Annotated in this window: 28 protein-coding genes and 1 tRNA gene; 11 read left to right on the plus strand and 18 right to left on the minus strand. The window is 67.0% G+C overall.

The annotated features are described in order from the left end of the window. Positions 1-36: 36 nt before the first annotated feature. Positions 37-519 (minus strand): Fur family transcriptional regulator, encoded by a 483-nt coding sequence (locus ACFVAV_RS27310; protein WP_379038303.1) that lies wholly within the window; start codon positions 517-519, stop codon positions 37-39. Beyond that, a complete protein-coding gene (locus tag ACFVAV_RS27315; protein ID WP_378855702.1) occupies positions 491-841 on the minus strand; it encodes an ArsR/SmtB family transcription factor in 351 nt (116 codons plus the stop codon). Before ACFVAV_RS27315 ends, ACFVAV_RS27310 begins: the two co-directional genes overlap by 29 nt. A 189-nt stretch (positions 842-1,030) precedes the next feature. Here ACFVAV_RS27315 and ACFVAV_RS27320 point away from each other — a divergent pair, with 189 nt between their 5' ends. Beyond that, positions 1,031-2,431 (plus strand): glycine--tRNA ligase, encoded by a 1,401-nt coding sequence (locus ACFVAV_RS27320; protein ID WP_379038305.1) that lies wholly within the window; start codon positions 1,031-1,033, stop codon positions 2,429-2,431. Between the two features lie 124 nt (positions 2,432-2,555). After that, a complete protein-coding gene (locus tag ACFVAV_RS27325; protein WP_379038307.1) occupies positions 2,556-3,824 on the plus strand; it encodes an acyltransferase in 1,269 nt (422 codons plus the stop codon). A 121-nt stretch (positions 3,825-3,945) separates the two neighbouring features. Here ACFVAV_RS27325 and ACFVAV_RS27330 read toward each other — a convergent pair whose 3' ends face one another. Further along, positions 3,946-4,764 carry a MerR family transcriptional regulator gene (locus ACFVAV_RS27330; protein ID WP_379038309.1) on the minus strand — a complete coding sequence of 273 codons (819 nt, stop codon included), beginning with the start codon at positions 4,762-4,764 and terminating at the stop codon, positions 3,946-3,948. A 47-nt stretch (positions 4,765-4,811) separates the two neighbouring features. Further along, complete coding sequence (locus ACFVAV_RS27335) at positions 4,812-6,824, minus strand: TPM domain-containing protein (protein WP_379038311.1); 2,013 nt, start codon at positions 6,822-6,824, stop codon at positions 4,812-4,814. Between the two features lie 70 nt (positions 6,825-6,894). Here ACFVAV_RS27335 and ACFVAV_RS27340 point away from each other — a divergent pair, with 70 nt between their 5' ends. The 5 genes from ACFVAV_RS27340 (at position 6,895) to dnaG (ending at position 12,971) form a co-directional block, all read left to right on the plus strand. Beyond that, on the plus strand, positions 6,895-7,572 hold the full coding sequence (locus tag ACFVAV_RS27340; protein ID WP_379038313.1) for an MBL fold metallo-hydrolase: 678 nt from the start codon (positions 6,895-6,897) through the stop codon (positions 7,570-7,572). 557 nt (positions 7,573-8,129) lie between these two features. Next, complete coding sequence (locus ACFVAV_RS27345) at positions 8,130-9,059, plus strand: LysR substrate-binding domain-containing protein (protein ID WP_379038315.1); 930 nt, start codon at positions 8,130-8,132, stop codon at positions 9,057-9,059. A 5-nt stretch (positions 9,060-9,064) separates the two neighbouring features. After that, positions 9,065-9,757 (plus strand): YdcF family protein, encoded by a 693-nt coding sequence (locus ACFVAV_RS27350; protein ID WP_379038317.1) that lies wholly within the window; start codon positions 9,065-9,067, stop codon positions 9,755-9,757. Positions 9,758-9,763: 6 nt separating this feature from the next. Continuing rightward, positions 9,764-11,017 (plus strand): deoxyguanosinetriphosphate triphosphohydrolase, encoded by a 1,254-nt coding sequence (locus ACFVAV_RS27355; protein ID WP_379038319.1) that lies wholly within the window; start codon positions 9,764-9,766, stop codon positions 11,015-11,017. A gap of 25 nt (positions 11,018-11,042) precedes the next feature. Beyond that, a complete protein-coding gene (gene dnaG / locus ACFVAV_RS27360) occupies positions 11,043-12,971 on the plus strand; it encodes a DNA primase (protein WP_379038321.1) in 1,929 nt (642 codons plus the stop codon). 1 nt (position 12,972) lies between these two features. Here dnaG and ACFVAV_RS27365 read toward each other — a convergent pair whose 3' ends face one another. After that, positions 12,973-13,233, minus strand: a complete 261-nt coding sequence (locus ACFVAV_RS27365; protein WP_379038323.1) for a hypothetical protein — start codon at positions 13,231-13,233, stop codon at positions 12,973-12,975. Positions 13,234-13,443: 210 nt separating this feature from the next. On the opposite strand from ACFVAV_RS27365, the gene ACFVAV_RS27370 reads away from it, so the two are divergent. Next, positions 13,444-13,516, plus strand: a tRNA-Asn gene (locus tag ACFVAV_RS27370). 57 nt (positions 13,517-13,573) lie between these two features. Here the strand turns inward: ACFVAV_RS27370 and xerC are convergent. From xerC to ACFVAV_RS27435, 13 genes are all read right to left on the minus strand, one after another. Next, positions 13,574-14,830: a tyrosine recombinase XerC gene (gene xerC, locus ACFVAV_RS27375; protein WP_379038325.1), complete on the minus strand. Its 1,257-nt coding sequence runs from the start codon at positions 14,828-14,830 to the stop codon at positions 13,574-13,576. Positions 14,831-14,957: 127 nt separating this feature from the next. Then, a complete protein-coding gene (locus ACFVAV_RS27380) occupies positions 14,958-15,194 on the minus strand; it encodes an excisionase (protein ID WP_379038327.1) in 237 nt (78 codons plus the stop codon). Between the two features lie 12 nt (positions 15,195-15,206). Beyond that, positions 15,207-16,919, minus strand: a complete 1,713-nt coding sequence (locus ACFVAV_RS27385) for a replication initiator (protein WP_379038329.1) — start codon at positions 16,917-16,919, stop codon at positions 15,207-15,209. A gap of 44 nt (positions 16,920-16,963) precedes the next feature. Then, positions 16,964-17,617 carry a hypothetical protein gene (locus ACFVAV_RS27390; protein ID WP_379038332.1) on the minus strand — a complete coding sequence of 218 codons (654 nt, stop codon included), beginning with the start codon at positions 17,615-17,617 and terminating at the stop codon, positions 16,964-16,966. Continuing rightward, positions 17,614-17,841, minus strand: a complete 228-nt coding sequence (locus ACFVAV_RS27395; RefSeq protein ID WP_379038335.1) for a hypothetical protein — start codon at positions 17,839-17,841, stop codon at positions 17,614-17,616. Before ACFVAV_RS27395 ends, ACFVAV_RS27390 begins: the two co-directional genes overlap by 4 nt. Next, entirely contained in the window at positions 17,838-18,032 is a 195-nt protein-coding gene (locus tag ACFVAV_RS27400; protein WP_379038337.1) for a hypothetical protein, read from the minus strand. Before ACFVAV_RS27400 ends, ACFVAV_RS27395 begins: the two co-directional genes overlap by 4 nt. Before the next feature lie 3 nt (positions 18,033-18,035). Continuing rightward, positions 18,036-18,542 (minus strand): hypothetical protein, encoded by a 507-nt coding sequence (locus ACFVAV_RS27405; RefSeq protein ID WP_379038340.1) that lies wholly within the window; start codon positions 18,540-18,542, stop codon positions 18,036-18,038. Further along, on the minus strand, positions 18,539-19,855 hold the full coding sequence (locus ACFVAV_RS27410; RefSeq protein WP_379038342.1) for a type IV secretory system conjugative DNA transfer family protein: 1,317 nt from the start codon (positions 19,853-19,855) through the stop codon (positions 18,539-18,541). Before ACFVAV_RS27410 ends, ACFVAV_RS27405 begins: the two co-directional genes overlap by 4 nt. Beyond that, positions 19,855-20,142, minus strand: coding sequence for a hypothetical protein (locus tag ACFVAV_RS27415; protein ID WP_379038343.1), 288 nt, complete (start codon positions 20,140-20,142; stop codon positions 19,855-19,857). Before ACFVAV_RS27415 ends, ACFVAV_RS27410 begins: the two co-directional genes overlap by 1 nt. Positions 20,143-20,189: 47 nt before the next feature. Next, entirely contained in the window at positions 20,190-20,369 is a 180-nt protein-coding gene (locus tag ACFVAV_RS27420) for a hypothetical protein (protein ID WP_379038345.1), read from the minus strand. 25 nt (positions 20,370-20,394) lie between these two features. Then, positions 20,395-21,024, minus strand: coding sequence for a DUF2637 domain-containing protein (locus tag ACFVAV_RS27425; RefSeq protein ID WP_379038347.1), 630 nt, complete (start codon positions 21,022-21,024; stop codon positions 20,395-20,397). A gap of 2 nt (positions 21,025-21,026) precedes the next feature. After that, entirely contained in the window at positions 21,027-21,293 is a 267-nt protein-coding gene (locus ACFVAV_RS27430; RefSeq protein WP_379038349.1) for a hypothetical protein, read from the minus strand. A 14-nt stretch (positions 21,294-21,307) separates the two neighbouring features. After that, a complete protein-coding gene (locus ACFVAV_RS27435; protein ID WP_379038351.1) occupies positions 21,308-21,757 on the minus strand; it encodes a hypothetical protein in 450 nt (149 codons plus the stop codon). A gap of 205 nt (positions 21,758-21,962) precedes the next feature. On the opposite strand from ACFVAV_RS27435, the gene ACFVAV_RS27440 reads away from it, so the two are divergent. From ACFVAV_RS27440 to ACFVAV_RS27450, 3 genes are all read left to right on the plus strand, one after another. After that, positions 21,963-22,814, plus strand: a complete 852-nt coding sequence (locus tag ACFVAV_RS27440) for an AAA family ATPase (RefSeq protein ID WP_379038353.1) — start codon at positions 21,963-21,965, stop codon at positions 22,812-22,814. Positions 22,815-22,948: 134 nt separating this feature from the next. Further along, on the plus strand, positions 22,949-23,359 hold the full coding sequence (locus ACFVAV_RS27445; protein WP_379038355.1) for a kinase: 411 nt from the start codon (positions 22,949-22,951) through the stop codon (positions 23,357-23,359). Positions 23,360-24,544: 1,185 nt separating this feature from the next. Then, positions 24,545-24,706, plus strand: coding sequence for a hypothetical protein (locus ACFVAV_RS27450; RefSeq protein ID WP_379038357.1), 162 nt, complete (start codon positions 24,545-24,547; stop codon positions 24,704-24,706). Positions 24,707-25,834: the final 1,128 nt, after the last annotated feature.

Consider the following 25,834-nt stretch of genomic DNA (forward strand, 5'->3'; position numbering starts at 1 on the left):
ACCGGAGGTTCCGTTATGTGACGTGAGTCACATCAATTAGACCGACGCGGTCTCGTCCTTGTCCGCGTCGGCGCGATCGCGCACGCAGTCGCGGCAGGTGCCGAAGATCTCCAGGGTGTGGCTGACCTCGGTGAAACCGTGCTCGCCCGCGATCGTCTCGGCCCACGCCTCGACCGTCGGGCCCTCGACCTCGACGGTGCGGCCGCAGTGGCGGCACACCAGGTGATGGTGGTGTCCGCTCGAGCACTGGCGGTAGACGGATTCGCCGGAGTCGGTGCGCAGGACGTCGACCATGCCCGCGTCGGCGAGCGACTGCAGCGTCCGGTAGACGGTGGTCAGGCCGATGCCCTCGCCCCGTTTGCGGAGCTCGTCGTGGAGTTCCTGCGCGGAGCGGAACTCGTCGATATCGCCGAGCAGGGCCGAGATGGCGCTGCGCTGCCGGGTGCTGCGGACTCCGACCTGCTTTCCGGAGGGATTGTCTGCCAACGGATTACCCTTCCTCGGCGTGGGCGACGGCATCGACGACGATGTGCGCCAGATGGTCGTCGACGAGTTCGTAGAGCACCTCGCGGCCCGAGCGTTCCCCGTGCACGACGCCCGCCGACTTGAGAATGCGCAGGTGCTGACTGACCAGCGGCTGAGTGACCCCGAGTGCATCGACCAGCTCGTGCACACAGCGCGGCGACTCGCGCAGCTGCAGCACGATCGCGATCCGCACCGGCGCGGCGAGCGCCCGCAACAGCTCACCCGCGTCCTCGAGCACCTGGCGCGCGGGCACCGCTGCGGGGGCGGGGGAGTGATACGGATTGTGCGCGTGTGCGGCCGCGGCATCGGTGGTCATCAACCAACTCCTTAATGGAAACCGATTCCATTTTGATATGCACGGGTGCGCATGTCAAATGACGCGCCAGGCGGCACCGGTCGGCTGCTGCAATCTCACTGGACACCTCCCGATACCCTTGACCCAATACGTACGGTACGTCGATCCATTGTCGGGTACGACGTACCGAACAATTCCGACTCGCAGTGGATGGAGATATCTCGCGTGGCACCCAAGTCGAAGGTGGACACCGTTGCCAACCTCGCCAAGCGCCGGGGCCTGGTTTACCCGTGCGGTGAGATCTACGGAGGCACCAAGTCGGCGTGGGACTACGGTCCGCTGGGCGTCGAGCTGAAGGAGAACATCAAGCGGCAGTGGTGGCGCACGATGGTCACCAGCCGCGACGATGTCGTCGGCCTGGACTCCTCGGTGATTCTGCCGCGCCAGGTCTGGGAGGCCTCCGGCCACGTCGAGACCTTCTCCGACCCGCTGGTCGAGTCGCTGTACACGCACAAGCGCTACCGCGCCGACCACCTGCTCGAGGCGTACGAGGAGAAGCACGGCCGCCCGCCGGCCAACGGCCTGGCCGACATCAACGACCCCGAGACCGGTCAACCCGGCAAGTGGACCGAGCCGAAGAACTTCTCCGGCCTGCTCAAGACCTTCCTCGGCCCGGTCGACGACGAAGAGGGCCTGCACTACCTGCGCCCCGAGACCGCGCAGGGCATCTTCGTCAACTACAAGAACGTCGAGACCACCGCGCGCAAGAAGCCGCCGTTCGGCATCGCCCAGATCGGCAAGAGCTTCCGCAACGAGATCACCCCCGGCAACTTCATCTTCCGGACCCGCGAGTTCGAGCAGATGGAGATGGAGTTCTTCGTCAAGCCCGGCGAAGACGCCGAGTGGCACAAGTACTGGATCGACACCCGCCTGGCCTGGTACACCGACCTCGGCATCGATCCCGACAACCTGCGCCTCTACGACCACCCCAAGGAAAAGCTGTCGCACTACTCGGCGGGCACCACCGACATCGAGTACCGCTTCCGCTTCCAGGGCAGCGAGTGGGGCGAGCTCGAGGGCATCGCCAACCGCACCGACTACGACCTCAAGACGCACTCGGAGCACTCCGGCACCGACCTGAGCTTCTTCGATCAGGCCTCCGGCGAGCGCTACATCCCGTACTGCATCGAGCCCGCGGCCGGTCTGACCCGTTCGCTGATGGCGTTCCTGGTCGACGCCTACGCCGAGGACGAGGCCCCCAACGCCAAGGGTGGCGTCGACGTGCGCACGGTGCTGCGCCTGGACCGTCGCCTGGCGCCGGTCAAGGCCGCGGTGCTGCCGCTCTCGCGCAACGCCGACCTGACCCCCAAGGCCAAGGACCTCGCCGCCCAGCTGCGCCGCAACTGGAACGTCGACTTCGACGACGCGGGCGCCATCGGCCGCCGCTACCGTCGCCAGGACGAGATCGGCACCCCGTTCTGCATCACGGTCGACTTCGACACCCTCGACGATCAGGCCGTGACGATCCGCGAGCGCGACTCGATGGCGCAGGAACGCATCGCGCTGGACAAGGTGGAGTCCTACCTCGCCACCCACCTCATCGGCGCCTGACACGTATCACGACGAAGCCCGCGCCCCCGGTCGGCGCGGGCTTCGTCGCGTTCCGGCGTGCAGGTGATCACAGTGCGTACCTGACGGTTTGCATTGGCTGGGCTCGTGCCTCACTCTGTGCGTTGTGCTGTGGGAACCGGAAGATGTGGTGCGGGGGCTCGACCCGTCGGAACAACGATTCGTCCGGCATGCCACCTTTACCGGGCGCTCGGTGACCGTGCGCGGTGAGCTCGACGCGGCTGCCCTCGGCGCGGCGTTCGCGGCGCTGCAGCGCGCCTTCCCGATCCTGGTCTGCCGGATCGTCGAGGACGTCGAGGAGAACGGAATCCTGCTGCGCCCCGGGCACATCGAGCCCGTCGGCGCGTGGGTGAGTTTCGGTGATCCCGACGAGGTCAGGATCCCGACCGAGTCGATGGACCCCGCCGCGCAGCTGGGATATCTGGATGTGGTTCTCGCCGAAGAGGATCGGGCGCGGGTAACGCTGTTCGTGCATCACAGCGTCGCCGACGCCGGGCACTGCGTCGAACTGTTCGCGCGGCTGTGGGATTACTACACCGATCATGTCGAGACCGGCTCGATCGCGGTCGGCTCGCGGGAGTATCCGGTGTCGCTGGAATCGCTACTGGCGCAGCGGGGGACCGAGCGTGGACCGCGGTCAGGTCTGGAGACCGTGACCCGTCCGCTCGTCGTCGCCGACGCGGTGGGCGTGGTCGAGCCGTCGCCGCAGGCCACTGCCGCGCTGGCCAGGCCGGCCCGAATCCAGCTGGACCCCGCCGAGACCGCACGGGTGCTCGACCTGGCGCGGGTCCATGCGGTGAGTGTGAACGGGCTGGTCACCGCAGCGGTGCTGCGGGCGTTCACGTCGGTCTATGACGTGGCGGAGGTCGGCTGTGTCTACCCGGTCGACATGCGCAGACGACTCGACCCGCCGATCGCGGCAGCGGCGGGGACGAACATCTCCGGCCTCGCCGCCTTCGCCACCGACACCGCCGGGACCGACGACATCGTCGCCCTGGCCCGCCGGATCGGCACCAGCCTGCACGACGACCTGGCCACCGGCGTGATCGAACAGTCGGTACTGCACTTCCCCGACTTCTTCGGCCCCGCCCGCATCCACTCGACGGCCGGGCACATCGCCCTCACCAACACCGGTACGGTGCCGGCCTTCCGCGCGCCCACGGGCCTGCTCCTCGACGACTACGAGATCGTCTACCTGTCCGCGCATCCGCGTCCGTCGACGGGTGCCTCGGCGGCGGTCACCTTCCTGGTCTACACCTACCTGGGCAGGCTGACCATCGGCAGGCTCGGCGGCGGCGTGCGCGCGGCCGAACTACTGCCCGCCGTGGCCGCCGAGTTGACCTGGCAGGCCGACCACGAGGCCGCGACCGCCTGATACAGCGGGCGCTACGCCCAGCGCCTCGGCGAGGATGGCCTGTGACGTCGGCCCGCGCTCGGCGACGTGATCGGCGAACGAGTGCGCCGATCACGCCGAGTCGGGAGCAGGGGGTGCTGGGTCAGCGCGGCGCGAGCGGCTCTTGCAGTTCGGTGACCCAGCCATCGGGATCGGGCGTCCACGCCAGCGTCACCTCACGTACGGGCGCTGCGGTGCGGTAGCCGTTGTCCTCCACCCAGCGGCCCAACGCCTGCCACGCCTCGCCGATCCCGGCGACATTGCCGTGGTAGACGGTCGTCGCCACGCTCTGCTGTGCGGGCAGATCGACGATCGAGAACCCCGGCGCCGCATCGGGTTCCACATTCACCGGCACACATGCGTGCACGCCGACGGTCCCGTCGTCGCGCGCGTCGTAGTAGGCGATCGCAGGTCCGGCGACGGCGATACCGGCCTGCGCCAGCCGATCGCTGAGATCGCCGAACAGCGGCTGGATCACCGGGCCGATCGCCTGCGGCTCGAAACCCGCTGCCACCCCGGTCGATTCGGCCACCCGCACCGCGGGCACCGACTTGATCACCACATCTTGATCGGGCATGACGCCCTCCTTCTCGATGATGCGGAGTCTCGCTTCGACATCGGTCAACCGGGCGTGGTCGGCCGCGATCTGCTGTTCCAGCTCGGCCCGGCGCAGTGTCAGCATGCCGCGCAGTTCCTCCGGGGCGGGACCCGGATCGAGCATCCGGCCCACCTGCTCCAGCGTGAACCCGAGCTCCTCGAGCGCGACCACCCGGTTCAGCCTGGCCAGCTGCGCGGCCGTATAGAACCGGTAACCGGTGGCCGGGTCGACCCGTGCGGGCCGCAACAATCCCACGGCGTCGTAGTGGCGCAGCATGCGCACCGACACCTGACCGTGTCTGGCGAAATCTCCGATACTGAACATGACGCCCTCCGGTGTACGACCTCACACGGTGTGAGGGTCAAGCCGACTCAGAATCGGCCACCCCGGCTGACCCGGCGCGACCCCGACGACCCGCCGTAGGAACCCGGCCGGTACCCGCCGCCACCGCCGTATCCGCCGCCCCGCGATCCACCGCTCATCGCCCCGCGCAGAAGTCCGTCCAGCAGGATCCCGCCCAGGATCGCACCGGTCTGGGCCCCACCTGACGACACGGGCTGCCGGGTCTCCCAGGCGCGCACGCTCGCCTGTGCCTGCTGCAATGCCCGCCCGCCGAGGTCGGCCGCGGTTTGCGCGCTGGTCAATGCGCGATCGGGTGCGGTGGTGGCCAGGCTGCGCGCCTCGTCGAGAAGGCGCTGCGCCTCGGAGAGCCGGGTGCGTGCCTCGGCGTCGACACCACCACGCCGGGTGGTGATGAACGAGGACGCCGCATCGATCCGCGCCGCCGCGTCGGTGAGGGTGCGATCGAGCCTGCGCCGCAGATCCTCCACGGCGAGTTTGCGATCCGAGGCCGCCGCGATCGCCCGGTCCAGCTCGGCGTCGGCGGTCACCGCCTCGTGGAAGGTGCCGAGCGGATCGGATTCGGCGGCGGCCGCTGCGGTGTTCACCGTAGTGCCTGCCCTGGCGACCGCCGCGGCCAGTTCGGGACCGCCGAAGTCGGCCAGTCCCGAGGCTGCGATGAGATCGGCGCGTAGTTCGTCGAGAGCGGCGGGCAATCCGTCGCGTGCCTGCTGGATATTCGTCGCCGCCTGGTCGACGGCGTCGAACAAGGCGCGCGCCTGACCGATCGCGCCCTCGGCCGCGCGGATCGCCGCGACCGCCCCGCCCTGCTGTCCGACCGGCCGGGTCAGCGCCGCGCGGGCGGTGTCGATGTTCTGCTCGGCGAAGGTGATTCGCTCCGTCGCCATCCGCACGTTGTCGTGGATCGGAGTGAGGACCGAGGCCGGGTAGGCCGAATTCAGCCGGGCCAGTTCGGCTTCGGAGGCGGGCTTACGCGCGGTCAGATCGACGATGTCGCGGGTCAGCCCGTCCAGCCGGGCCGGTGCGTCGATGAGCAGATCGCGCATGGCGTCGAAATCGGCGACCTGGGCGTCGAGTTCGCGGTCGGCCTTGCCCGCGGTGGAGATGAGCTCGATCAGCATGCTGCGCTGTTGGTCGGGGGTTTCCGGGACGGCGTCGTCGAGCTGCTGTCGGATCGTGAACGCCGTGGCGGTGGCGGCACGGGCCGCGTCGAGCGCGGTGCGGAACGGGGTCACCGCGGTCTCGCCGAATTCGCCGGTGGCCAAGGCCAATTCCTCGGAACTGGTGCGCACCGCGTCGTCGATCTCGACGAGTCGTTCGCGCGAGAGCGCCTGCAAGGTCGGCAGCGACAGTTTCGCCAGCGCGGCCGAATCGGTCGGGTCGACGGCACGGGCGGTGGTGAGTTCGGCGCGATCACGGTCGCGACCGCGCTTGCGGGAGAACAGGAGCAGGCCGCCGGCCAGCAGGACGACCACCAGTCCGATACCGACGAGCCACCCCCACGGCACCGCGCCGCCGCGCATCGCCGACCCGATGCCGTCGGCGGTGTCGACGCCGGCCTGCGCCCATTTGCCGTCCCGCAGATCGGGTTCCACCGTGCCTGCCAGCAGCGAATCCAGTTCGCTGTCGCTGACATCGGCGGGCAGGATGCCGTCGAGCCAGTAGCCGCGATCGTCCACGGCCACCGCGAACAGCAGATCGTGATCGCTGAAACCGGAGAGCTCGGACGTGCGGGCCGCCCAGTCGCGCGGGGCCATCGAAGCGAAATCGCGCACGTAGATCACCCAGAGCTTGACCTGGTGATCGCGGTAGAGCCGGTCGACCGCCTCGAGCACCCTGGTCTCGTCGGCGCCGCTGAGCACGTCCGCGCTGTCGACCACCTGCGGACCCATCCGCGACGGCGGCTCGGCGGTCGCGCTCGGCGCGCAGAGCAGGCTCGAGGCGGCGAACACCGCGCAGAGCAGGCCGGCCATCGCGCGCACCGGAACCGATCGTGGGGCCGAACTCTTCCTCGACAGCGGCATGTGTCGAATCTAACGGGCGCGTGGCGACCGCGGGTGCGACGGCGCGGGGCGTGGCTTCTACGATCGGCGCATGGTCACAGTCGATCGCCTCTACACCGGACATGTCACCGCAGGCGCGGCCGCCCAGCAGCGGGACGTGCCCGGCGCTCGGATCGTGAAGATGTCCGTCGGCCCGATGGACAACAACACCTACCTCGTGCAGAGCACGGCCACCGGCGCCGCGGTTCTCCTCGATGCCGCCAACGACGCCACCCGCATCATCGATCTGATCGGCCAGGAAACCCCCGGCCAGATCGTGCTGATCGTCACCACCCACCAGCACCCCGACCACTGGCAGGCCCTCGCCGAGGTCACCACGTCACTCGACGTCCCGACCGCCGCTCACCCCCTCGACGCGGGCATCCTGCCGGTGCACCCCGAGCATCTGCTCGCCGACGGTGACACCATCCAGGTCGGCGACCTCGTTCTCGAAGTGATCCACCTGCGCGGCCACACCCCCGGCTCGGTCGCGCTGGCCCTCATCGACGGTGCGGGCCGCACCCATCTCTTCACCGGCGACTCCCTTTTCCCCGGTGGAGTGGGCAAAACGCACAGCCCGGCGGACTTCGACACCCTGCTCACCGACGTCACCACCAAGCTGTTCGACCGCTACCCCGACGACACCGCCGTCTACCCGGGCCACGGCGACGACACCACCCTCGGCGACGAGCGCCCCCACCTCGCCGAGTGGCGCGACCGGGGTTGGTGAACCGGTCGCAGCGCAATAAAGAACGGCACCAGACGCGGGCCGAGGTGCCGTTCTCCGACGGTCCGAACGCCGTCGACTCCGACGGTTGTCACACCGTCAACCCGAGGCCGGAATCAACGAGACCGATTCGGGTCACGCGACCTCCGGATGGGGAATGGAGGGCGCGAGGAGATGTAGCTGTTCGGTTGGGCACCCCCTTCGAGGAGCCGCGATAAACAACATTCGGTTTCAGATGCCGCCTGCCCCGCTGTGCAAGCGACCGTGGGTGGGGCACCCGGTTGCCCGGACCACCCAGCGTGGTGTCCTGTCGCCGCAGGTCACCACCTTCCAGTACACGCCTCGGACCAGGCGATGTCGAGTGATTCGGCTACTCGAATCGAGGTCGGTTCGGGTATGCGAGAGCGACATCATCGCGGGCGGTCAGGTTGTGGTGGATCAGCACGTGGACCCAGTCCGACGAGCGACGGGATCAGTGCAGCGCGAAGACCGGTCCGGGCCGGGGGCAACGTCCAAGACGATCCGGTCAACCCGATACCGAGCGAGTATCGTCGCAGCTCATGGACCTCCGCGTGCTCCGATACTTCACGGCGGTGGCCGAGGAACTCCACTTCGGTCGCGCCGCCGCCCGGCTGCATATGACCCAGCCGCCGCTGAGCCGGGCGATCAAACAGCTCGAGGCTGATCTCGGCTGTGCCTTGCTGCATCGCTCGCCGACCGGTGTGACGCTCACGCCCGCCGGGTCGGCACTCTACGACGAGGCGCGCGAGCTACTGGCCCGGACCGATCAGCTGCGGACCAGGGTCGCGGCGGCCGCCGGCGTGTCCACTGTCACCATCGGCACCATCGCCGAACAGGCGGGCACGCGACTCGCCGCGGCCTACCGCGCCCGGCACCCCGGCGTGCAGGTCCACATCAGAGAGGGTGACTTCGCCGACCCCACCGCGGGGTTGCGCGCCGGGCGGGTGGATATCGCCCTCACTCGCACCCCGTTCGACGAAACCGGCATCACCACCCGGGTTTTGCGAACCGACCCGGTCGGCGTCGTGCTCCGTGCCGACGATCCCCTGGCCCACCGCACGAGCCTGCACCTGCGCGAACTCACCGCCCGGCAGTGGTTCCAGCTGCCCGGTGACGCCGACCCGGTCTGGCGCGGCTACTGGTCGCACCCCACCGACCCGGACACCGGTCCCGTGGTGCGCACCGTCCATGAATGCCAGCAGACCGTCCTGTGGAACGGCACCGTCGGACTCACCCCGCTCGGCCATCCGGTGCCCGACGGCCTTGTCGTGGTCCCGCTCGTCGACAAGCCGCCGAGCAGCCTCGTGCTGGCGTGGAACAGTGCCGAGCACAGCCCGCTGGTCCGCTCGATCACCGACATCGCGGCGACGCTTTCCTGGGACAGCGTCGCCGCGGCCGACCGTTCACCGGACCGGAATCGGGTGGTGACCGCTGGCATGATCGGTCGTCGGACCGACCTGGCAGACTGATCAGGATGAAATCCGGTTTCCCGCGAACGGCCGCTCCTGCCCCGGATGCACACCGCCCGCATGGGTTCGGGTCGTCGGTCTCGCTGTGGGTCGGCCGGTTGATCGCGGGGGCAGTGCTGATGGCGTTGGTACTGGTCGCCGGGACCGCCTTCCGGGTGTGGCAGGTCGCGCGGATCGACGACTACACCAAGGCCGACGCGATCGTGGTGCTCGGCGCCGCGCAGTACTCGGGCACGCCGTCGTCGGTGTTCGAGGCGCGGCTGTACCAGGCGTGGCGGCTCTACGAGGTGGGCGTGGCGCCGCGGGTGATCACCGTCGGTGGCAAACAGGAGGGCGACCTCTATACCGAGGCCGCGTCGGGCAAGTGGTACCTCGAGGACAAGGGCGTTCCGAGCGAGGACATTCTCGCGGTGGAAACCGGATCGGACACCCTGCGCAGCGTCGAAGCGGTGGCGACCGAGATGCAGGCGCGCGGGATGTCATCGGCCGTACTCGTCAGCGATCCGTGGCATTCACTGCGGACCAGGACGATGGCTCGCGACGCCGGACTGGCCGCGTGGACCGCGCCGACCCGCACCGGCCCGGCGGTCTACACCAGGGAGTCGCAGTTCCACGGCATCGCCCGCGAGACCGGCGCGCTGCTCTGGTACCAGCTCACCCATTTCTCGGCAGATTTCTCCTACACGGCGGGACAGTGAGATTCGATGACCGACAGCTACATCCCGCACGACCGGGAACGGATGGTCCACGAGCCGGGCAAGACCGCCTGGCCGGGCGCCGCGGGCAAGGGACACCGCAGTGAGTTCTCCCGCGACCGGGCGCGCGTCCTGCATTCGGCCGCCCTGCGCCGCCTGGCCGACAAGACCCAGGTCATGGGCCCGCGCGAGGGCGACACCCCGCGCACCCGCCTCACCCATTCGCTCGAGGTCGCCCAGATCGGCCGCAGCATCGCCGACGGTCTCGGCGCCGACCCGGATCTCGTCGACCTGGCCGGCCTCGCCCACGACATCGGCCACCCGCCCTACGGCCACAACGGCGAACGCGCCCTCGACGAATTCGCCGACGAATACGGCGGTTTCGAGGGCAACGCGCAGAACCTGCGCATCCTGACCCGCCTCGAACCGAAGGTGCTCGACCCGGCCGGGGAGAGTGCCGGGCTCAACCTGACCCGCGCCGCACTGGACGCCACCCTCAAATATCCGTGGGGCAGAAGCGGTTCCGGCACCAAGTTCGGTGCCTACGAGGACGACCTCGAACGCCTGGCCTGGGTCCGCAAGGACGCGCCCGACCGCAAGCAAAGCCTGGAATGCCAGATCATGGACTGGTCCGACGACGTCGCCTACTCGGTGCACGACGTCGAGGACGGCGTGATCGTCGGCCGGATCGACCTGCGCGCCCTGGCCGACCCGAGCGAACAGGCCGCCCTCGCCGAGCAGGGCCACGGCCAGCACCCCGACCAGTCGATCGCCGCGCTCGCCGCCGCCGCCCAGCGCCTGTCCGAACTCGACGTGGTCGCCGACGCGGTGAACTACGACGGCACCTTCGCCGCCTCGGTGGCACTGAAGCGGCTCACCAGCGAGCTCGTCGGCCGGTTCGCGACGGCCGCGATCGCCGCCACCCAGGATCACCACGGGCCCGGCCCGCTGACCCGCTACGAGTCCGATCTGATCGTGCCGCCGATCGTGGCCGCCGAGGTCGCCGTCCTCAAGACGGTCGCCCTGCGCTACGTGCGTTCCGACCGCGGCCACCTGGCCCGCCAGCAGACCCAGCGCGAGCGGGTGCAGGCCGTCGCCGACCGCCTGCTCACCACCGCGCCCGCCCACCTGGACGATCAGATGCTGCCCTGGTGGAATGCCGCCACCGACGACACCGCCCGGGTGCGCGTGGTGATCGATCAGATCGCCTCCTATACCGAGAGCCGCTTCGAGCGCGTCGCCGCCTCGCTGGACTGCCGCTGAGCCGACCCGACTAGACTCACTCACCGTGGCCGGACGAATCCCAGATCGCGATATCGCGGCGATCCGTGAACGTGTCCGGATCGAAGACGTAGTGGGCGAGTACGTCGCGCTCAAGCGCGCGGGCGCCGACTCGATCAAAGGCCTGTGCCCGTTCCACGACGAGAAGTCACCGTCGTTCCACGTGCGGCCCAACCACGGCCTTTTCCACTGCTTCGGCTGTGGTGAGGGCGGTGACGTCTACAAGTTCCTGCAGCAGATCGAGCACATCGGTTTCGTTGAGGCCGTCGAGCAGATGGCCGACCGGATCGGCTACCAGATCAACTACGAGGGCGGCGGCACCTCGGTCCAGCGCGACCGCGGTACCCGCTCCCGGCTGGTCGCGGCCAATGCCGCCGCGCACGAGTTCTACATGGCGCAGCTGCGCGAACCCGAGGCCGAGACGGCCCGCAAGTACCTGACCGACCGCAACTTCGACGGCGCCGCCGCCCAGCAGTTCGGCTGCGGCTACGCACCCGGCGGCTGGGATGCGCTCACCAAACACCTGCAGCGCAAGGGTTTCGAGTTCAAGGAGCTGGAAGCGGCCGGGCTGTCCAAGCAGGGCAAGCGCGGGCCGATCGACCGGTTCCATCGCCGGCTGCTGTGGCCGATCCGCAACCTCGGTGGCGAGGTGATCGGGTTCGGCGCGCGCAAGCTCTTCGACGACGACACCATGCCCGGCAAGTACGTGAACACGCCGGAGACCTTGCTGTACAAGAAGTCTCAGGTGCTGTTCGGGCTCGACCACGCCAAGCGCGAGATCTCCAAGGGTCACCAGGCCGTCGTCGTCGAGGGCTACACCGACGTGATGGCGATGCACCTGGCCGGGGTGAAGACCGCCGTCGCCTCCTGCGGCACCGCCTTCGGTGAGGAGCACCTGCAGGTGCTGCGCAGGCTGCTGATGGACGACAACTTCTGGCGCGGCGAGATCATCTACACCTTCGACGGTGACGCCGCCGGTCAGGCCGCCGCCTTGAAAGCCTTCAGCGGTGATCAGAGACTCGCGGGCCAGACCTACATCGCCGTCGCTCCCGACGGTCAGGACCCGTGCGAGCTCCGTCAGCATTCCGGCGACGCCGCCGTCCGTGATCTGGTCGCTCGCCGAACCCCGCTCTACGAGTTCGTGATTCGCGGTCTGCTGGCCGAACACAACCTCGACGACGTCGAGGGCCGTGTCGAGGCTTTGCGCCGCACGGTGCCCGTGGTGGCCCAGATCAAGGACAACGCGACCCGCAAGGGGTACGCGACCAAACTGGCCGGCTGGGTCGGCTGGGACGACATCCAGCTCGTCGTGCGCCGGGTGGGCGAGGAAGCCAAGAAGAACCGGATGGGCAGCAACGGCGCGCCCGTTTCCGGAAAGTCCGGCGCCGCAGCGATTCCCGCGCCCCGCGTCGAGGAGGGCTCCTCGGTCCGGCCCGCCCCGAACGACCCGGTGCTGTTCGCCCAGCGTCAATCCCTCAGTGCCGCACTGCAATACCCCGGCATCGCGGGCGCGTCCTTCGACGCCATCGACACCGCCGCGTTCACCCACCCCGCCTACATCACGGTGCGGATCATGATCGCGAAGGCGGGCGGCACCGCGGCCGGGCTCAGCGGCGCCGAATGGGTGGCCGCCGTCTCCGACCACACCGACGACCTGATGATCCGCGCCCTGGTCTCCGAACTGGCCAACGAACAGCTGCCGGTGCGCTCCCAGAACGACATCCCGCGCTTCATCACCGGCATCCTCGCGCGCACCCAGGAAGCCTGGGTGGGCCGCCAGATCGCCGAGCTGAAATCGAAGCTGCAGCGCTTGTCGGCCAGCGAGGAACCCGACACCTACATGGCGCTGTTCGGTGATCTGGTGGCGCTCGAGCAGTACCGCAAGAGCCTCGCCGCCCAGGCGATGGGCAACGAGGGCTACGCGGCGGGCGCCTGAGTCAGCGGCGCAGCTGCTTGTGGCGCAGCTGGTCGTGCGGGATCAGCACCGTGGTGCGCTCGTCGATCGGCTCCATCGGCTCCAGCTTCGGCTGCGTGCTCAACTTGTCCGACAGCTTCTGCCGGCCCACCGACACCAGCTTCTTCGTCACCGGACTCCCCGTGACCGCCCGCGTCGCCGCACTGATCTGCTCGTAGCGCGCGCGCCCGGCCTTGGTGCCCAGCACATATCCGGCCGCTACGCCGATGATCAACCGCAGCATCTCCTGGAGCTCCTCCCACGTCTGTGTGCGAGTCCATCCTGCCCCAGCCGCCCCACCCCTGTCGATCCGGCCACCCATTGTCGGCACATCGTTATACGCCGCATGTCCGCAGGTAGCGGCCCGATTTGGGAACCTGCGACGCCATGCGCTAAAGTTTCATCTCGGTCAGCCCGCCAAGGCAGACCGCCTGAGTCTAACGGCTCGGGGCAATCCCCTATAGCTCAATTGGCAGAGCAGCCGACTGTTAATCGGCAGGTTTCTGGTTCGAGTCCAGATGGGGGAGCAGAAAAGGCCCCTGACCAGCACATGTGTGCGACGGTCGGGGGCCTTTCTCGTACCATCAGGCGCCAAAGTTCCGGAAAGTCTCCGAAAAGTCGCCCCGCGTCGGAATCTGGCCATCGGCCGGAACCAGGCCACCCATCACGGCATCATGGATCACAGCTGCGGCGTCATGATGCACCTTTCCACGCCGCATGTACTTGCGCTGAGTCATCGCCGGATCGGCATGCTGGAGCACATCCGCAGTCACGCGCGCCGACAACTTCGCATCGTCGAGAACCATCGCCACCAGCTTGCGGAACGCGTACGGGCTCAGGTCGTCGGGAAGGTCGAGGGCTTCGCGCACTCGCTGCCACTGGTGGGAGACGTTGACCGGATCGCGCAAGGTCCACTCCGTCGACGGAAAGATCAGATCCACGTCGTAGTCGGTCGGCGGGGGAGACTTGCGCTTGCGCTGCTCCATCTGCTCGCGGCGACGATCGAGCATGTCGACCGCATAGCCGGGAAGTGCGATCGTGCCCTGCGGATTCTTGGGGTCCTTGTCACGAACCACACGAACCAAGCCCTTGCCCTTGACCCGCACGACCTTGCCCACGGTCCGGATCTCCTTCTTCTTGCTGTCGTAGAACGGCCACGCCAGCCCGAGGACCTGGCTGGGACGTTGCCCGATCGCGCTCATCATGACGATGACGTCGGCCAGGTCGGCATCGTCGCAGTACTCGGCGACCGTGGGCGGGGTGTAGGTGCGGATGCCACGAGCCTGCTCGGCCTTGGTCAACTTGCGAGGACACGGAACCGTCGACCAGTACACCGAGGCGAGGATGAATCGCAGGTCATCGATCTCGATATAGCCCGCGCCGCCGGTCCTGCCCTTAGCCTCCACGTTCTCCGGAATCTCCGCTTCCCGAACAGGATTGACCTCCAGAGCGTTCTTGCGAACGGCGAAGCGGAACATCCCCGACATCATCGATCGGGCATTGAGCATCGAGCCCCGACCGTGCCCGGTCGCAACTATGTCCAGGAACGTCTCCGCGGTGCTCGTCTTGAACTCCTCCGGGCCGATACGGCGGTATCCGTACTCGGCGACCAACATGCCCGCCCACCGGTCGTAGAGCGCGAGTGTGCCGTCCGCACGCCCCTTCTTGACCAGATAGGCCCGATACGCCGTCCACAGCTGGGCCACCGTCGTCGCCCTGGTGATCTCGCTTTCAGAATCGGGGGCAAGCGTGGATACCGCCTCACGCACAGCCGCCTCGGCGCGACTTCCGTCCTTGTCCGGAATCCGCCGGCCACGGCTGTCCTGTCGATCCGGTGACACCCGGCTCACTCGGCGCGGTCGCCCACTTCGATCCCGGACCCACGTCTCAGCTTCCCAATGGCCCGGACGGAGCTCGGTTCGCCGGACATTGCCAGGAACGCCGACAGGTCGCGGCGGTCGACCAGTCCTAGCCATCGGTCCCGGTGTACCTCTCGTCAGTCTCCAACGCCTCCATTGCCGCATGCAGCGCATCAGCATCCCAAAAGTACTGCCGCCCACGACGTTTCGGACGTGGAAGCGCGAACGGTGCGGAGCCCTCCCGGTGCCAGCGCCGAAGCACCTCCGGATGGCAACGGACGATCCGCGCGGCCTCTCTGGTGTCAGCCCAGCGCGTCGCGGTGACGTCGGTCTGAATGCGCTCCATGGTGATCCCCTCTCAGGCTGCTTCTGATTGCTGAACGAAAGTCGGTGTGTCTGGTGGCTCGTTGGCCAGGGCCAGGCGGGCGGTGTTGTACTCGACGCGCCACCTCTGCCGGGCATTCACCAGCGCCATCACGAGGTTTTCGCGGGGCGGTGCGTCCGGGTCGCCCGGCGGGACCGGATACACGCGCAGGTGCGAGGTGTCAGGCTTTTCGATGCCCACGGCGGCGAGCTGTTGCCGAACGAATTCCTGTCGTTCGGCCTTGTGATCCGGGAGGGTCTTGCCGGTCCACAGTTTCGACACCAGCACCCGCCGACCCGGAACGCCGAGGAATTCGCGGCGGTGAGCTTTGGCCTTGCAGTAGCCGGGCTGGGTCTTCTCGCTGGCGCCCTTGGGCACGATCCCGTACCGCAACCACACACCGCACTTCGGCGAGCACGGGGTCACGCACATCTCGGCGTGTAGCCGGTCGTAGTGTTCAGCCACCCGACGCGACTCCGGTTCGAGCAGGTCACCGACGCTCTTGGTCAGGTACTTGGTCAGGTAGCGCACCCGGCGTTCCATCTTGTCGGTACCGCCGAGGATCTGAATCGGCTTGTCCTGCACCCCGAAGCGGATCACGTGGGCGGGGTCGAGGTCGTCTACCTCATCCATCACGGATAGGGCCTCATCCCAGGTGGTCAGCGGGGCACCGGTTTTCGGGTCGGTGAAAGTGCCGGCGGCGTAGTCCCAGACCGGCATGTTCTCTCCGGTGTAGACCTCACGGTCGAAGTGTGGCCACCAGATCTGGCGGTAGGTCGCCGCGGTGACCGCTTTCAGCATCTTGTTCGACACCGAGCCCCGGACAGCGATATGCAGGTGCGGAGCAGCACGGCGCTGCGGTTCGACGCTGGCGAACACCTGAACGTTCCAGCCCACCGCACGCCGCAGGTTCTGCACCCACCGGTCATAGAGGGCAGCGAAGTGGATCGCATCGCGGGCAGCGCGGGAGTAGTCGTAGGTGTCCGGGTCGACCGGCGAGCCGTCCGAGGCCATCGCGCCCTTGCCGTCTTTGCCTCCCCTGGGGTCCCACACCTTGTTGATCGCGCCATACGAGGGCAATGTGAGGGTCAGGAATGTGGAGGGCTGGTAGCCGTTGTAGACCTCGCCCACTGTGCGTTTTTCGACCTTGCGGCGGGGCAGGTCCGGCACGTCCTGACGACGGCGAGTGGACTTGGCTCTGCGTGCAGGCTTGCCGTCCAGCGACGGGAACCGGCCCTTCACTCCGAGTTCGCGCAGTTCGGCGTCGATCTCGGCGACCAGGGCGCGGATCGAGTCGGCGGTGTCGGTGTCCTCGTCGTCGCGGGCCTGGCGGAACTGGTCGAACAAGTGCGCACGAGCACTGAGGAGGTCTGTTTGTTCCTGGGTGGGCTCGACGGTCTCATCGACCGGTTCCCGATCCAGGCACCAGCCTTCACGCAGCTGGTTGGCCCGCAGGGTGCGGTAAGCCTTGGCGCACGCCGGGCAGGTCGCTTCGAAGCGGCATTTGCACGGGGCACCGATGTAGGAGATCTTGCCGGTCCGGTCGTCAACGGCGCGCATCGGAACGACACGAGCGCACACGCCTTCCTTCTCGGCGGCAGCTTCGGCGATGTCCTTGAGCGAGGGCATCGCGCGGCGCTGGGCAGCGGTCATATGGCCAAGGGAGACCGCAGCCATGGAATCGTCAGTGGTGGTGCTCGTGTCCATGGTGTGGCCTCCCTCAGCTCGATGGATGTCGGTTGTTGTGGTGGTCATGCGGCCTTGCGGGTGTGCACGGTCTTGAATCCGGCTACCGATTCGAAGTCGACGACGATCGGTTCCGCGAGTGAGTCGGCGCGGCGGAGGGTAATTTCGACCAGGGCGGGGCCGATGATCGCGGCGTGGGCGTGGCGGGTGCCGAACGCGTGGGCCAGGTGCTCGGCGCGGTTCTCCCAATCCGCCGGGGAGTGACCGGGCAGCATCTTTGTCCGCACGGTGTCCATCGATTCCCCGATCCGGACATCGACCAGGCGCGGGATGATCACGCGGTCGTTGCTGTCGGTCTTGGTGAGCTGGCAGGCGGTCATGACGGTGGCCCAGCGGCGGCGGTACCGGAACCAGGTCAGCCAGCGGGACCGGATACGACCGGTGAGCCAGCGCTCGAACATCTCTGGGCACTTCCAGCGCCAGAGCATGATCCCCGCGACTGCCACACCAGCCACCCCGACCCCGACCGGCCAGCCGAACCACCATCCAACAGCGACGGAAAGGCCGGCGGGCAGCGAGACCATCGGGAACAGCACCGCCCACCACACCAGCTGGAACCCGGTGACGACGACGCCGACCATTGCGCGGCCGATCGCGTCCATCACCACATCGGCGAAGTCGACCGGAGAATCGATCGTGACTTTCACTTTGCGAGTCATGCTGTGCCCCAATCGAATTCGAGCTGTGTCGGTACTTCTTTGCCGGATAGGAATCTGCGCCACGGCTCGCAGGGGTTGTGGCGGTAGACCACGATGGGCTTTCGTCGGCGGGCCTTCGTACCGACGATGTAGGCATCTCCGGCGCTGCGAACCTTCGGCAACGGCTCGACGTTTTCGCCGACCAACAGCCCCCAGTGCTGGGCGGTGTTCGGGTCGGTGCTCATGCCGCGTCACCCCAGTCGTCCCAGTCGCTGACGTCGCTGTAGTCGTTCCACATCGGGGCCGACCCGGTTTCGGCGAGCAGGTGCACCGCCACCGCCAGCGGGTCCAGGCCAGCGCGTTCGAGGCGGCCACGGCGATGCGCTTGCAAGTCGATCACGTTGGAGTCGCGACGAATATTGTTGATAGAAGCCATGATTCAGTCCTTCAGGTTGGTGGAGTCGAGACGGGATGTGTCGGGTTCGCAGTTGCCGCATTCCGCGCAGCGCACCAGAGGGGTGTGATACGGGTCGTCGACGCGCGAACCCGCGAAGACCATCCGTCGGCCACAGCAGAAAGCGAGGTGGCTCAGGTCCGGCATCGCAACCGGGATCAGCGGATCGACCGGGCCGTCACCGGCTTCGGCCTCGGAGATCCCGCAGCGTCGGCAGTGCTGCATTCCCGGCTTCGGGCGGGGCAGTAGCCAGATCAACCGCTGGGAAGTGAAGGCGTGGCGGCCCTCGGCGGCGCATTCGGCCAGGGTCAGGCAAGTGCCGCAGAACACGCGGTCACCGTCGTAGTGCCAGGGCGAATCGGCCAGCTGGGCGATCGCTTCGTTCATGCTGTGCGCACAGGTCGGGTCGTCGACGTATTCGCCGGTGAACCGATCCCCGCAGGTGTCGCAGTAGATGACGATGTGTGCTTCGGTGGTGATTCCGCGTTTCATGCCGCACGTCCCATGTCCTCGGTGTCGTCGTCCTCGCCCGGGATGAAGTCCGGGTCGAAATCGGAGTAATCGCCTTGCGGGCTGTAGTCCGGCGCAGCAGGGGCGTAGGCGGCCACCAGAGCGTCGATGTCGTCGTCGGTGACCATGAACGCCCGCACCCGCACGAACCCGTCCTTGCCGTCCTCGGCGACGTAGCCGACACCAGGTGTGTCAGCGGGGATTTCGTCGCAGCGAGCGCCCTTGTCCTTGGCCGAATCGCCGTGGACCATCCGGATCTGGGTGACCTCCTCCAGCCGAAGGCCGATGCGGACGTTGAACAGCTGCCTGTTCGGCATCGTCTCCTTCGACGGGTCCTGCACAGCCGCAGTCACCGAGTAGCCGACCGCACGGCCCTGGGATTGCAGCAGACCGGTGTACTGGCGGAACTGCTCCTGCTCCTCGCGGGAAGCGAACGACGACAACGCAGCGCCTTCGTCGATGACGATCCACACCAGCGGCATGTCCGGCGACGGCGTGAACTTGCGGATACGAGCAGCCTTGAGCGCCGCGGTGCGTTCCTGCATCTGGGCCACGGCGTCGGCGAGCATCGCCAGAATCCCGGCAGCAGTCCACTCGAAGCGGGTCCACAGGTCCTCACCGCGCGAGAACTCCATGCCGCCCTTGGGGTCTGCCACCCACACGTCGACGTATCCGGCCTTGATCGCGGGACCGACCCCGGCGACCAGCGACCACAGCACCGAGCCCTTACCCGACCCGGTGGCGCCAGCGAGCAAGATGTGCGTACCTAGCAACCGGACCAGCCAATCTCGGCCGTCCTCGCGCACACCCGCCGGGACCGCTCCCAGATCCACGCCGGTTGCCATGAACGCGTCGGGGTGAACGGTGACGGGGCTGGCGAGGGTGTCCCAGCACCTCAGGTCGAGTTCGACGAATCCCGAATCAGTCTCGCGGGCAAGGACTTTCGGAACACCGAGGTAAGCGGCGAGGCGGGCGCGGGTGTCCTCGTTGGTCCAGTCCGAGACCGTCTGACCGCCGAGCAACTGCACCTCGGCGACAGCACCGGAAGGAACCCGAGTCAGGGTCAAGACGTTGGGCCAGCCGCTATCCGGGCTCCCGAGTCCGAGGGCTTTCCACATGTAGGCCAGCTGGCGTGAGTCGGTCATCACCATGACCGCGACCCGCAGTTCGGCCGGAACATGCGCCAACGGGTCCTCTTCCTCGGAAGCCGCGGGCGTGACTCCGTCGAGGTGACGCCACCACAGCAGCACCCCGGCGGCCATCACCGTCGACAGCGAGACAATCGTGGTACCCATCACCGCACCGCCTTCGACGAGCAGCACGCCCAGGTGCAAGGTTCGCCAGTGCGGTCGATGAAGGGCTGTTCGATCCCGTGGGCGTCACCGATCGCGGCGGCCAACAGCTCGATCAGTTCCATCGCGTCGGCAGGGGCGAGTTCCAGCCACCGAACACACCCGGCCACGTGACCCAGGGCGATCTGGATGCCGCCGTTTCCGTGGTTGATGTCGGCGTTGTAGCGGACTCCCGGAACGCCTTGCTGTACGAATTCATGGTTGTTGATCAGCAGCAGGAACTGCGCCAAGGTCGGCTCTCTGCGCGCTTCCCAGTAGCCCTCACGCTGGTGCAGCATCACCACACCACCTGCAAGTTCGAGGTGTAGGTGTCCAGCGCGGCGGTGATCGCGTCAGCCAATGAAGCGGCATCGACCACCGACAGCGTCACCTTGTGCGCGCCGAAGGTGACATCGACCGTGTTCAAGGTCGAGTGGTAGTTCACCGTGGTGTATCCCGCGTCTGATCTGCCAGACATCCGGACGGAGATGTGATCGAACATGTCAGTTGCCTCCTGAAGGAACCGCGACCGGGCGCGGGGGCTGGAAAGGTTGAACCACCCGCACAGGCGGCGGCGGAGTGGTCGGCCGGACAACTGCCGGCGGAATCGGCGAACTCGTCGGCAGCGGTGCCGGAACAGGTTCGGGAACAACAGGTTCGGGAGAATCGGGCTCGACCGCTTCGGCCACCGGAGCCGGTTCGGCGTCTGTGGTGGGATCGGTCGAGGTGTTGCGGGAGCGCAACAGCACGGCCAGGCCGTGAGTGTCGAGCAGCAGGGCAGCCGGGGCGATCACCGCCAGAGTTGCGGCCATGATGCCGTGACCTGAGGCCAGTGCATGGGCGATGTTGCCGCCGATCGAGACCGTCGCTCCCGCGATCAATACGCGGGTGAAGAAGGTCCGCTCTGGACTGTCCGCGAGGGCCAGGACCGCGATGGTGGCTTGAATGATGGTGCCGTCCACGATCACCGGGAACAGCCACGCAAGATGGGTGGGAGTGTGGGCCATGACCGCGAGGTCACGCAGAGCCGCGAACGAGAGAACGAACGCGGCGGCCCCGATGGCCAAGACGATGAGGACGGCGGACCAGCGTGCCCACCGAATGCTCTTGGGCTGCTGATCCGCCGTACTCACGGTCACGCCGCCTGAGACTCAGCCACAGCCGCAGCGTGTTCCTTGGCTGCGTGCTCGATGGCATCGTGGGACATGAGCAGCCGCGTCAACTCCTCGGCCACCGTCCGCGCGTCCTCGATCGACAGGATCAACCCCGCCCGCGAATCCGCGTCCGGCAACACAAGATCGATCGAGAAGAAGGCCGGGACCATCGAGTCCGTCACCGAACTGGGGTGCTGTGCGAAGTACTCGACAGAGATGTCGGTGGAGTAGCCGCTACCGAATCGCATGAAGGACATCGCGATCACGCGGCCTTGCGATCGGCGGTGACGTTGCGGGCACCGGAGTTATCGCCCTTGATGCCACCGGCATAGAACTGGTAGCCCTGGTACTTGAACTCGCCCTGACCCATCACCTTCGGCTCGGCCATCAGGCCCTCCACCTCGATCATGCGCAGGCCCGTACCGGGAGCCAGCTCGTCACCCGTGACCATCGGAACGTCCTCGGCCAGGAAGATCAGCTCGAAGCTCTTGCGCTTGGCCTTGGGCTCGTGCGGATCGGTGACGTTGGCCTTCCACATCAGCAACTGAGTGCCCTCGTTGGTCTTCGGGTTGTAGTCCCGCAGCTGCTCCGGCATCGCGTTGCGGTCCGGGTTGTATTTGATCGCAGCCTCGATCTGACCGTTGAGCAGCAAGCCCATCGGGAACGCCTCGGACTGCGAGACCGGGAAGCGGAAACCGCGCTGAAGTGCCATGACATCTCCTCTGATTAGGGGACTTCCGTGAGTTCGAGTTGATCTGTCTGTGTGCCCCGTGCCACAACGGTAGCAACTGCGCCCCTTAGGGCGCAACTACTTTCTCCGAAAACATGCAGCAACCTTGAGTCCCGGCCTTTTCCCAGGTCAGGTCGTCGGTCGCAGCTGATACCATCGCTTCAGCAACTGCTACCGAAGGAGTTCCGTGCCCGCCATCGACCCCACGCCGACCGCGTCCGCTCGGATCGCTCAGGCGATCAGGAACGACATCGAGGCCGGGAGGCTTCGGGATGGCCAGCGCCTGCCCTCCACGCGTGACCTTGCAAAGGACTGGCGTGCCAGTCAGCGCACCATCACCGAGGCGATGGAACTCCTTTCCAAAGAGGGCTACATCACGTCGCTCAACAGATCCGGGCGCGTCGTCACCACCCCCACCGCGATCACTCTTGCGCTGTCTTCGCCGGTCCGACCGATTCGCCCGCGTGTGGTTTTCGTGGGGGGCTACCCAGGTTCTGGCAAGTCCGAGTTCGCCCGAACGTTGGCTCGGGCCACGAACTGGCCGATACTCGATAAGGACACCATCGCTCGTCCGCTGATCGAACCGGCACTTGAGGACCTCGGCGAGACTGTCAATGATCGCGAGTCGAACACGTACCTGACGAAGATTCGGCCACGCGAGTACGAGGCGCTTGAGGGCGTCGTGCACGACAACATCGAGGTCGGAAACTCCGCGATCGCCACCGCCCCGTACCTCCGCGAGTTCACAGACCGCGCTTGGCTTGACCGCGTGATCGCCCGAGCCGATACCTACGACGCGGACTGCACATTCGTGTGGGTTCGGTGTTCACTCGACACGATGCTGATGTACCTCCGCCGACGTGGCGCGGGTCGCGACAATGCGAAGCTCGCCAATTGGGACGAGTACAGCGCAGGGCTAGACACCGAATTTCGCCCCTTGGCGCCCCATGTCGTAGTCGACAACGACCCAGACAGCCCACCGCTCAGGACCCAGGCTCAGCAGCTCATCGAGTCATTTCGCAGGGACGCCGACCAGTGAAATCGGGTGTGATCTTGTACGGCGGGCCAGCTACCGGCAAGGATACGATCACGACCGCTCTCGCTCTGCGCGACCAGCGATTTCAGCTGTTTCACAGGCTCAAGTGCGGGCCAGGTCGTACCACTGGATACCGAATGACCGACGAAGCGGAGATCAGTCGGCTTACCGAGACCGGCCAAATGATCTGGATCAACGAGCGGTACGGCGCGCGATATGCGATCGATCGCCCTGGCCTGTCTCAACTGCTTGCTGATGGATTCATCCCGGTTGTCCACGCTGGTCAGCCAGAGGTGATCGCTGCAGTAGAGACTGCGATGCCTGAGGTGCGATGGACGGTCGTGCAGCTTGTCACTGACCTGGCGACCGCCAAAGCTCGGATCGTGGCTCGCGACACTGGCGACATTGCCGAGCGACTCGCGGCCCGAGACGCAACACCCCAAATCGTTGCCAACGCCACGTTCGACACTGCCCAACTTACGCCAGACCAGGCGGCCGAGTACATCGAAGCAGCGGTGCGTTTGCGCGCTGGCCCCGCAACGATCTGACACAGATTGAAGACGTCAGGAGCGGCGGAACCTCACACCACGTTGGGTGTGAAGTTGGGGAACTCGGGGTACCATCGAGCCATCACGCGAGTGATGTCGAGCGGGTGGACCGCCGTTGCTGCGACGGCCCACCCTGATGGGATTAGCTAGCCCGCCAAACTCGGCTGACCAGGAACAGAGCCCCGGCGATCACGGACGCTGCTACCAACAGCACACCGTAATCGACCGGGGCTTTCCGCTTGCTCCGGCGATGTTTCGCCATCTCCCACCACCTCCCTTCTCGGCACGGCACGGTGACCAGGTCCCGTACCGCCCCTGAGGTGGAGGTGTCCCCAGCGTACTCAAGCGGGTACAGACCGGAACCGTTTGCACCCCAACGCATCCACAGCCAGGCATCTGTCCACAGTCGCGAACCAGCCCTTGCGCTACCGCGACTCGCGTGCCTGCCTCACCTCCGCAGCTCCCGCACAATCACCACCCAGCCCCAGCACGTCCGAACCGGCCAGATCCCGTCAAACCTGTCTGTTCGTCGGCTTGGAACCAAGCGCAGTCGGTAAACGTCCCCGAGTTGTTGAGCGCCAACCACTTCACGAAGTGGTTGCTGAATTCGGCTATATAGAGTCAAGGGCGCCTGCGGCGGCGCAGAGCGCCGCCGCCGCGCTGCGACGCGCAGCGCGCGACAAAGGGCGAGTCGCGCGGCCCGTCGGCACGTCGGCGACGCTCAGCGCCATACCGTGGCGGCCCCACCTCTTCTGGCCGCTTTCTGCTTTCACCCGAGCAGTGCTGGGCACGACGTGAGCCGTACCCGACTGTCTCTCCCGCAGCTTCAGAACGGATCGGCCGGCATCGTGCCAGTCGACCGGTTGTGGTTGCGCCATCCCCACGCGGATAGCAGCGATGGTCACCAGGGTTCCTCTCCGCCTGGTGCGGCCTGACTCTGCGTCGACGGAATCTGCCGATGGCGTACCAGACCACACCCACCCCGGCAAAGACCAAGACGTGTCACCACCCGAGGTGGTCACCCGCGGCGACGTCCTTTCGGGCACTTCGTCTCACCTTGAGCTCTCAGCCGGGTGACCACCTCGGGTGGTGAGCCTTTGCCGGGGCGGGTGCGGCCTGGTCCGGGCGAGCCCAGATTCCACCGACACAGAGCCAGACCACCCCAACCGGAGAGGAACCCCGATCATGTCCAACACCACCGTCATCACCTGCTGGGCCTGCACCACCGCACCCTCCACCACCGTCTTCCCCGAGTACGACTTCGGCCCCTGGAAGCCGCTCTTCGCCTGCCAGCCCTGCCTGGACGACTACCGCGTCGGCGAGGAGCTCATGCGCGAGTACCACTGACCGGCCGGGGGCTTCGGCCCCCCTTCACTTCCTGGCCGCCGACAACGAGGTCGGTAGCGGGTCGCCAACGACGTCGACCCCAGGCCAGGACACCCTGCCCCCTGCGTGGCGACCTCTCCACCCACGCAGGACGGCAGGGCACCAAACCCGACTACGCAGCGGGCGGCTTCTCCTCACCGTCGAAGTGCGCCAACCACCCGGTGTCACCATCGACCGTGCGGGGGGACTGTTCCAGCGCCGGTTCGTACTGCGGCACTGGCCGAACTACTACGTGCTGTTCCTGTGTCATACCTGGTTGGACGTTGCTGAACAGAATTCGGTTCCATCGAACTTGGAGCGACCTGCGGCCGCTTGGCCCTGTGTTGGGTTGGCCTGCATTGTGATCCCGCGCCCCTCACACCTCAAGGGCGCATCCGCGTCAGCTGCGCTGATGGACATTCGTCCACCCTTGACCTGTGAGCCTCTGCGCGTGAAAGGCAGGCCTTATCGGGCAGGCGGTGAGCCAGCCCCTGTATGCGCAACCCAACCCAGCACAGGGCCAACAACCCGCCGTCTCAGTGCTCGCAGTCGTTGTGCGCGGGCGGGCTGTAGGTGGTCGCACCACAGGCCCAGCACGTGTGGACGCGGTGATGTCCGCCGATCCGACGACACGGCATCGCGGTGACGAGCGAACGTCCAGCCCCGAGCCGATGCCCGTTCGGACAGAACCGGGGCGACGGCTCGGTCCACTGCCCGGTGCGCACGTAGGGTCGCATAGAGTCGCACATACGTTCGATTATGGCGCGGCCTAGTTGACCCCGCTCGTCGGGGTGCCAGTGTCGCCGCGTTGTCACAACTAGGGCTGGGCGGGCCGGGATCGGCCGGGCTGATCCGCCTAAAAGTCTCCAGAAAGTCGCTGGTCGTCAGCGTAATGCCGGGTTGTGTCCGGTTGTAAACTGTAGCCCGGCAGTCATTATTTGCGCTGGTCAGAACGGGTTTTCGAGTCGCGATTGACTGCCTCGGGTTGTCTGTAGTAGCGTGCCCGTCTGCAACTCGGCAGGTTTCTGGTTCGAGTCCAGATGGGGGAGCAGTAGAAGAGGTTCTCACCTGCGGACGTTCACGTAGGTGGGGGCCTCTTTTGTTGTGTCC

Source organism: Nocardia sp. NPDC057663 (assembly GCF_042799895.1).
In the GTDB taxonomy this organism is placed as follows: Bacteria; Actinomycetota; Actinomycetes; order Mycobacteriales; family Mycobacteriaceae; genus Nocardia.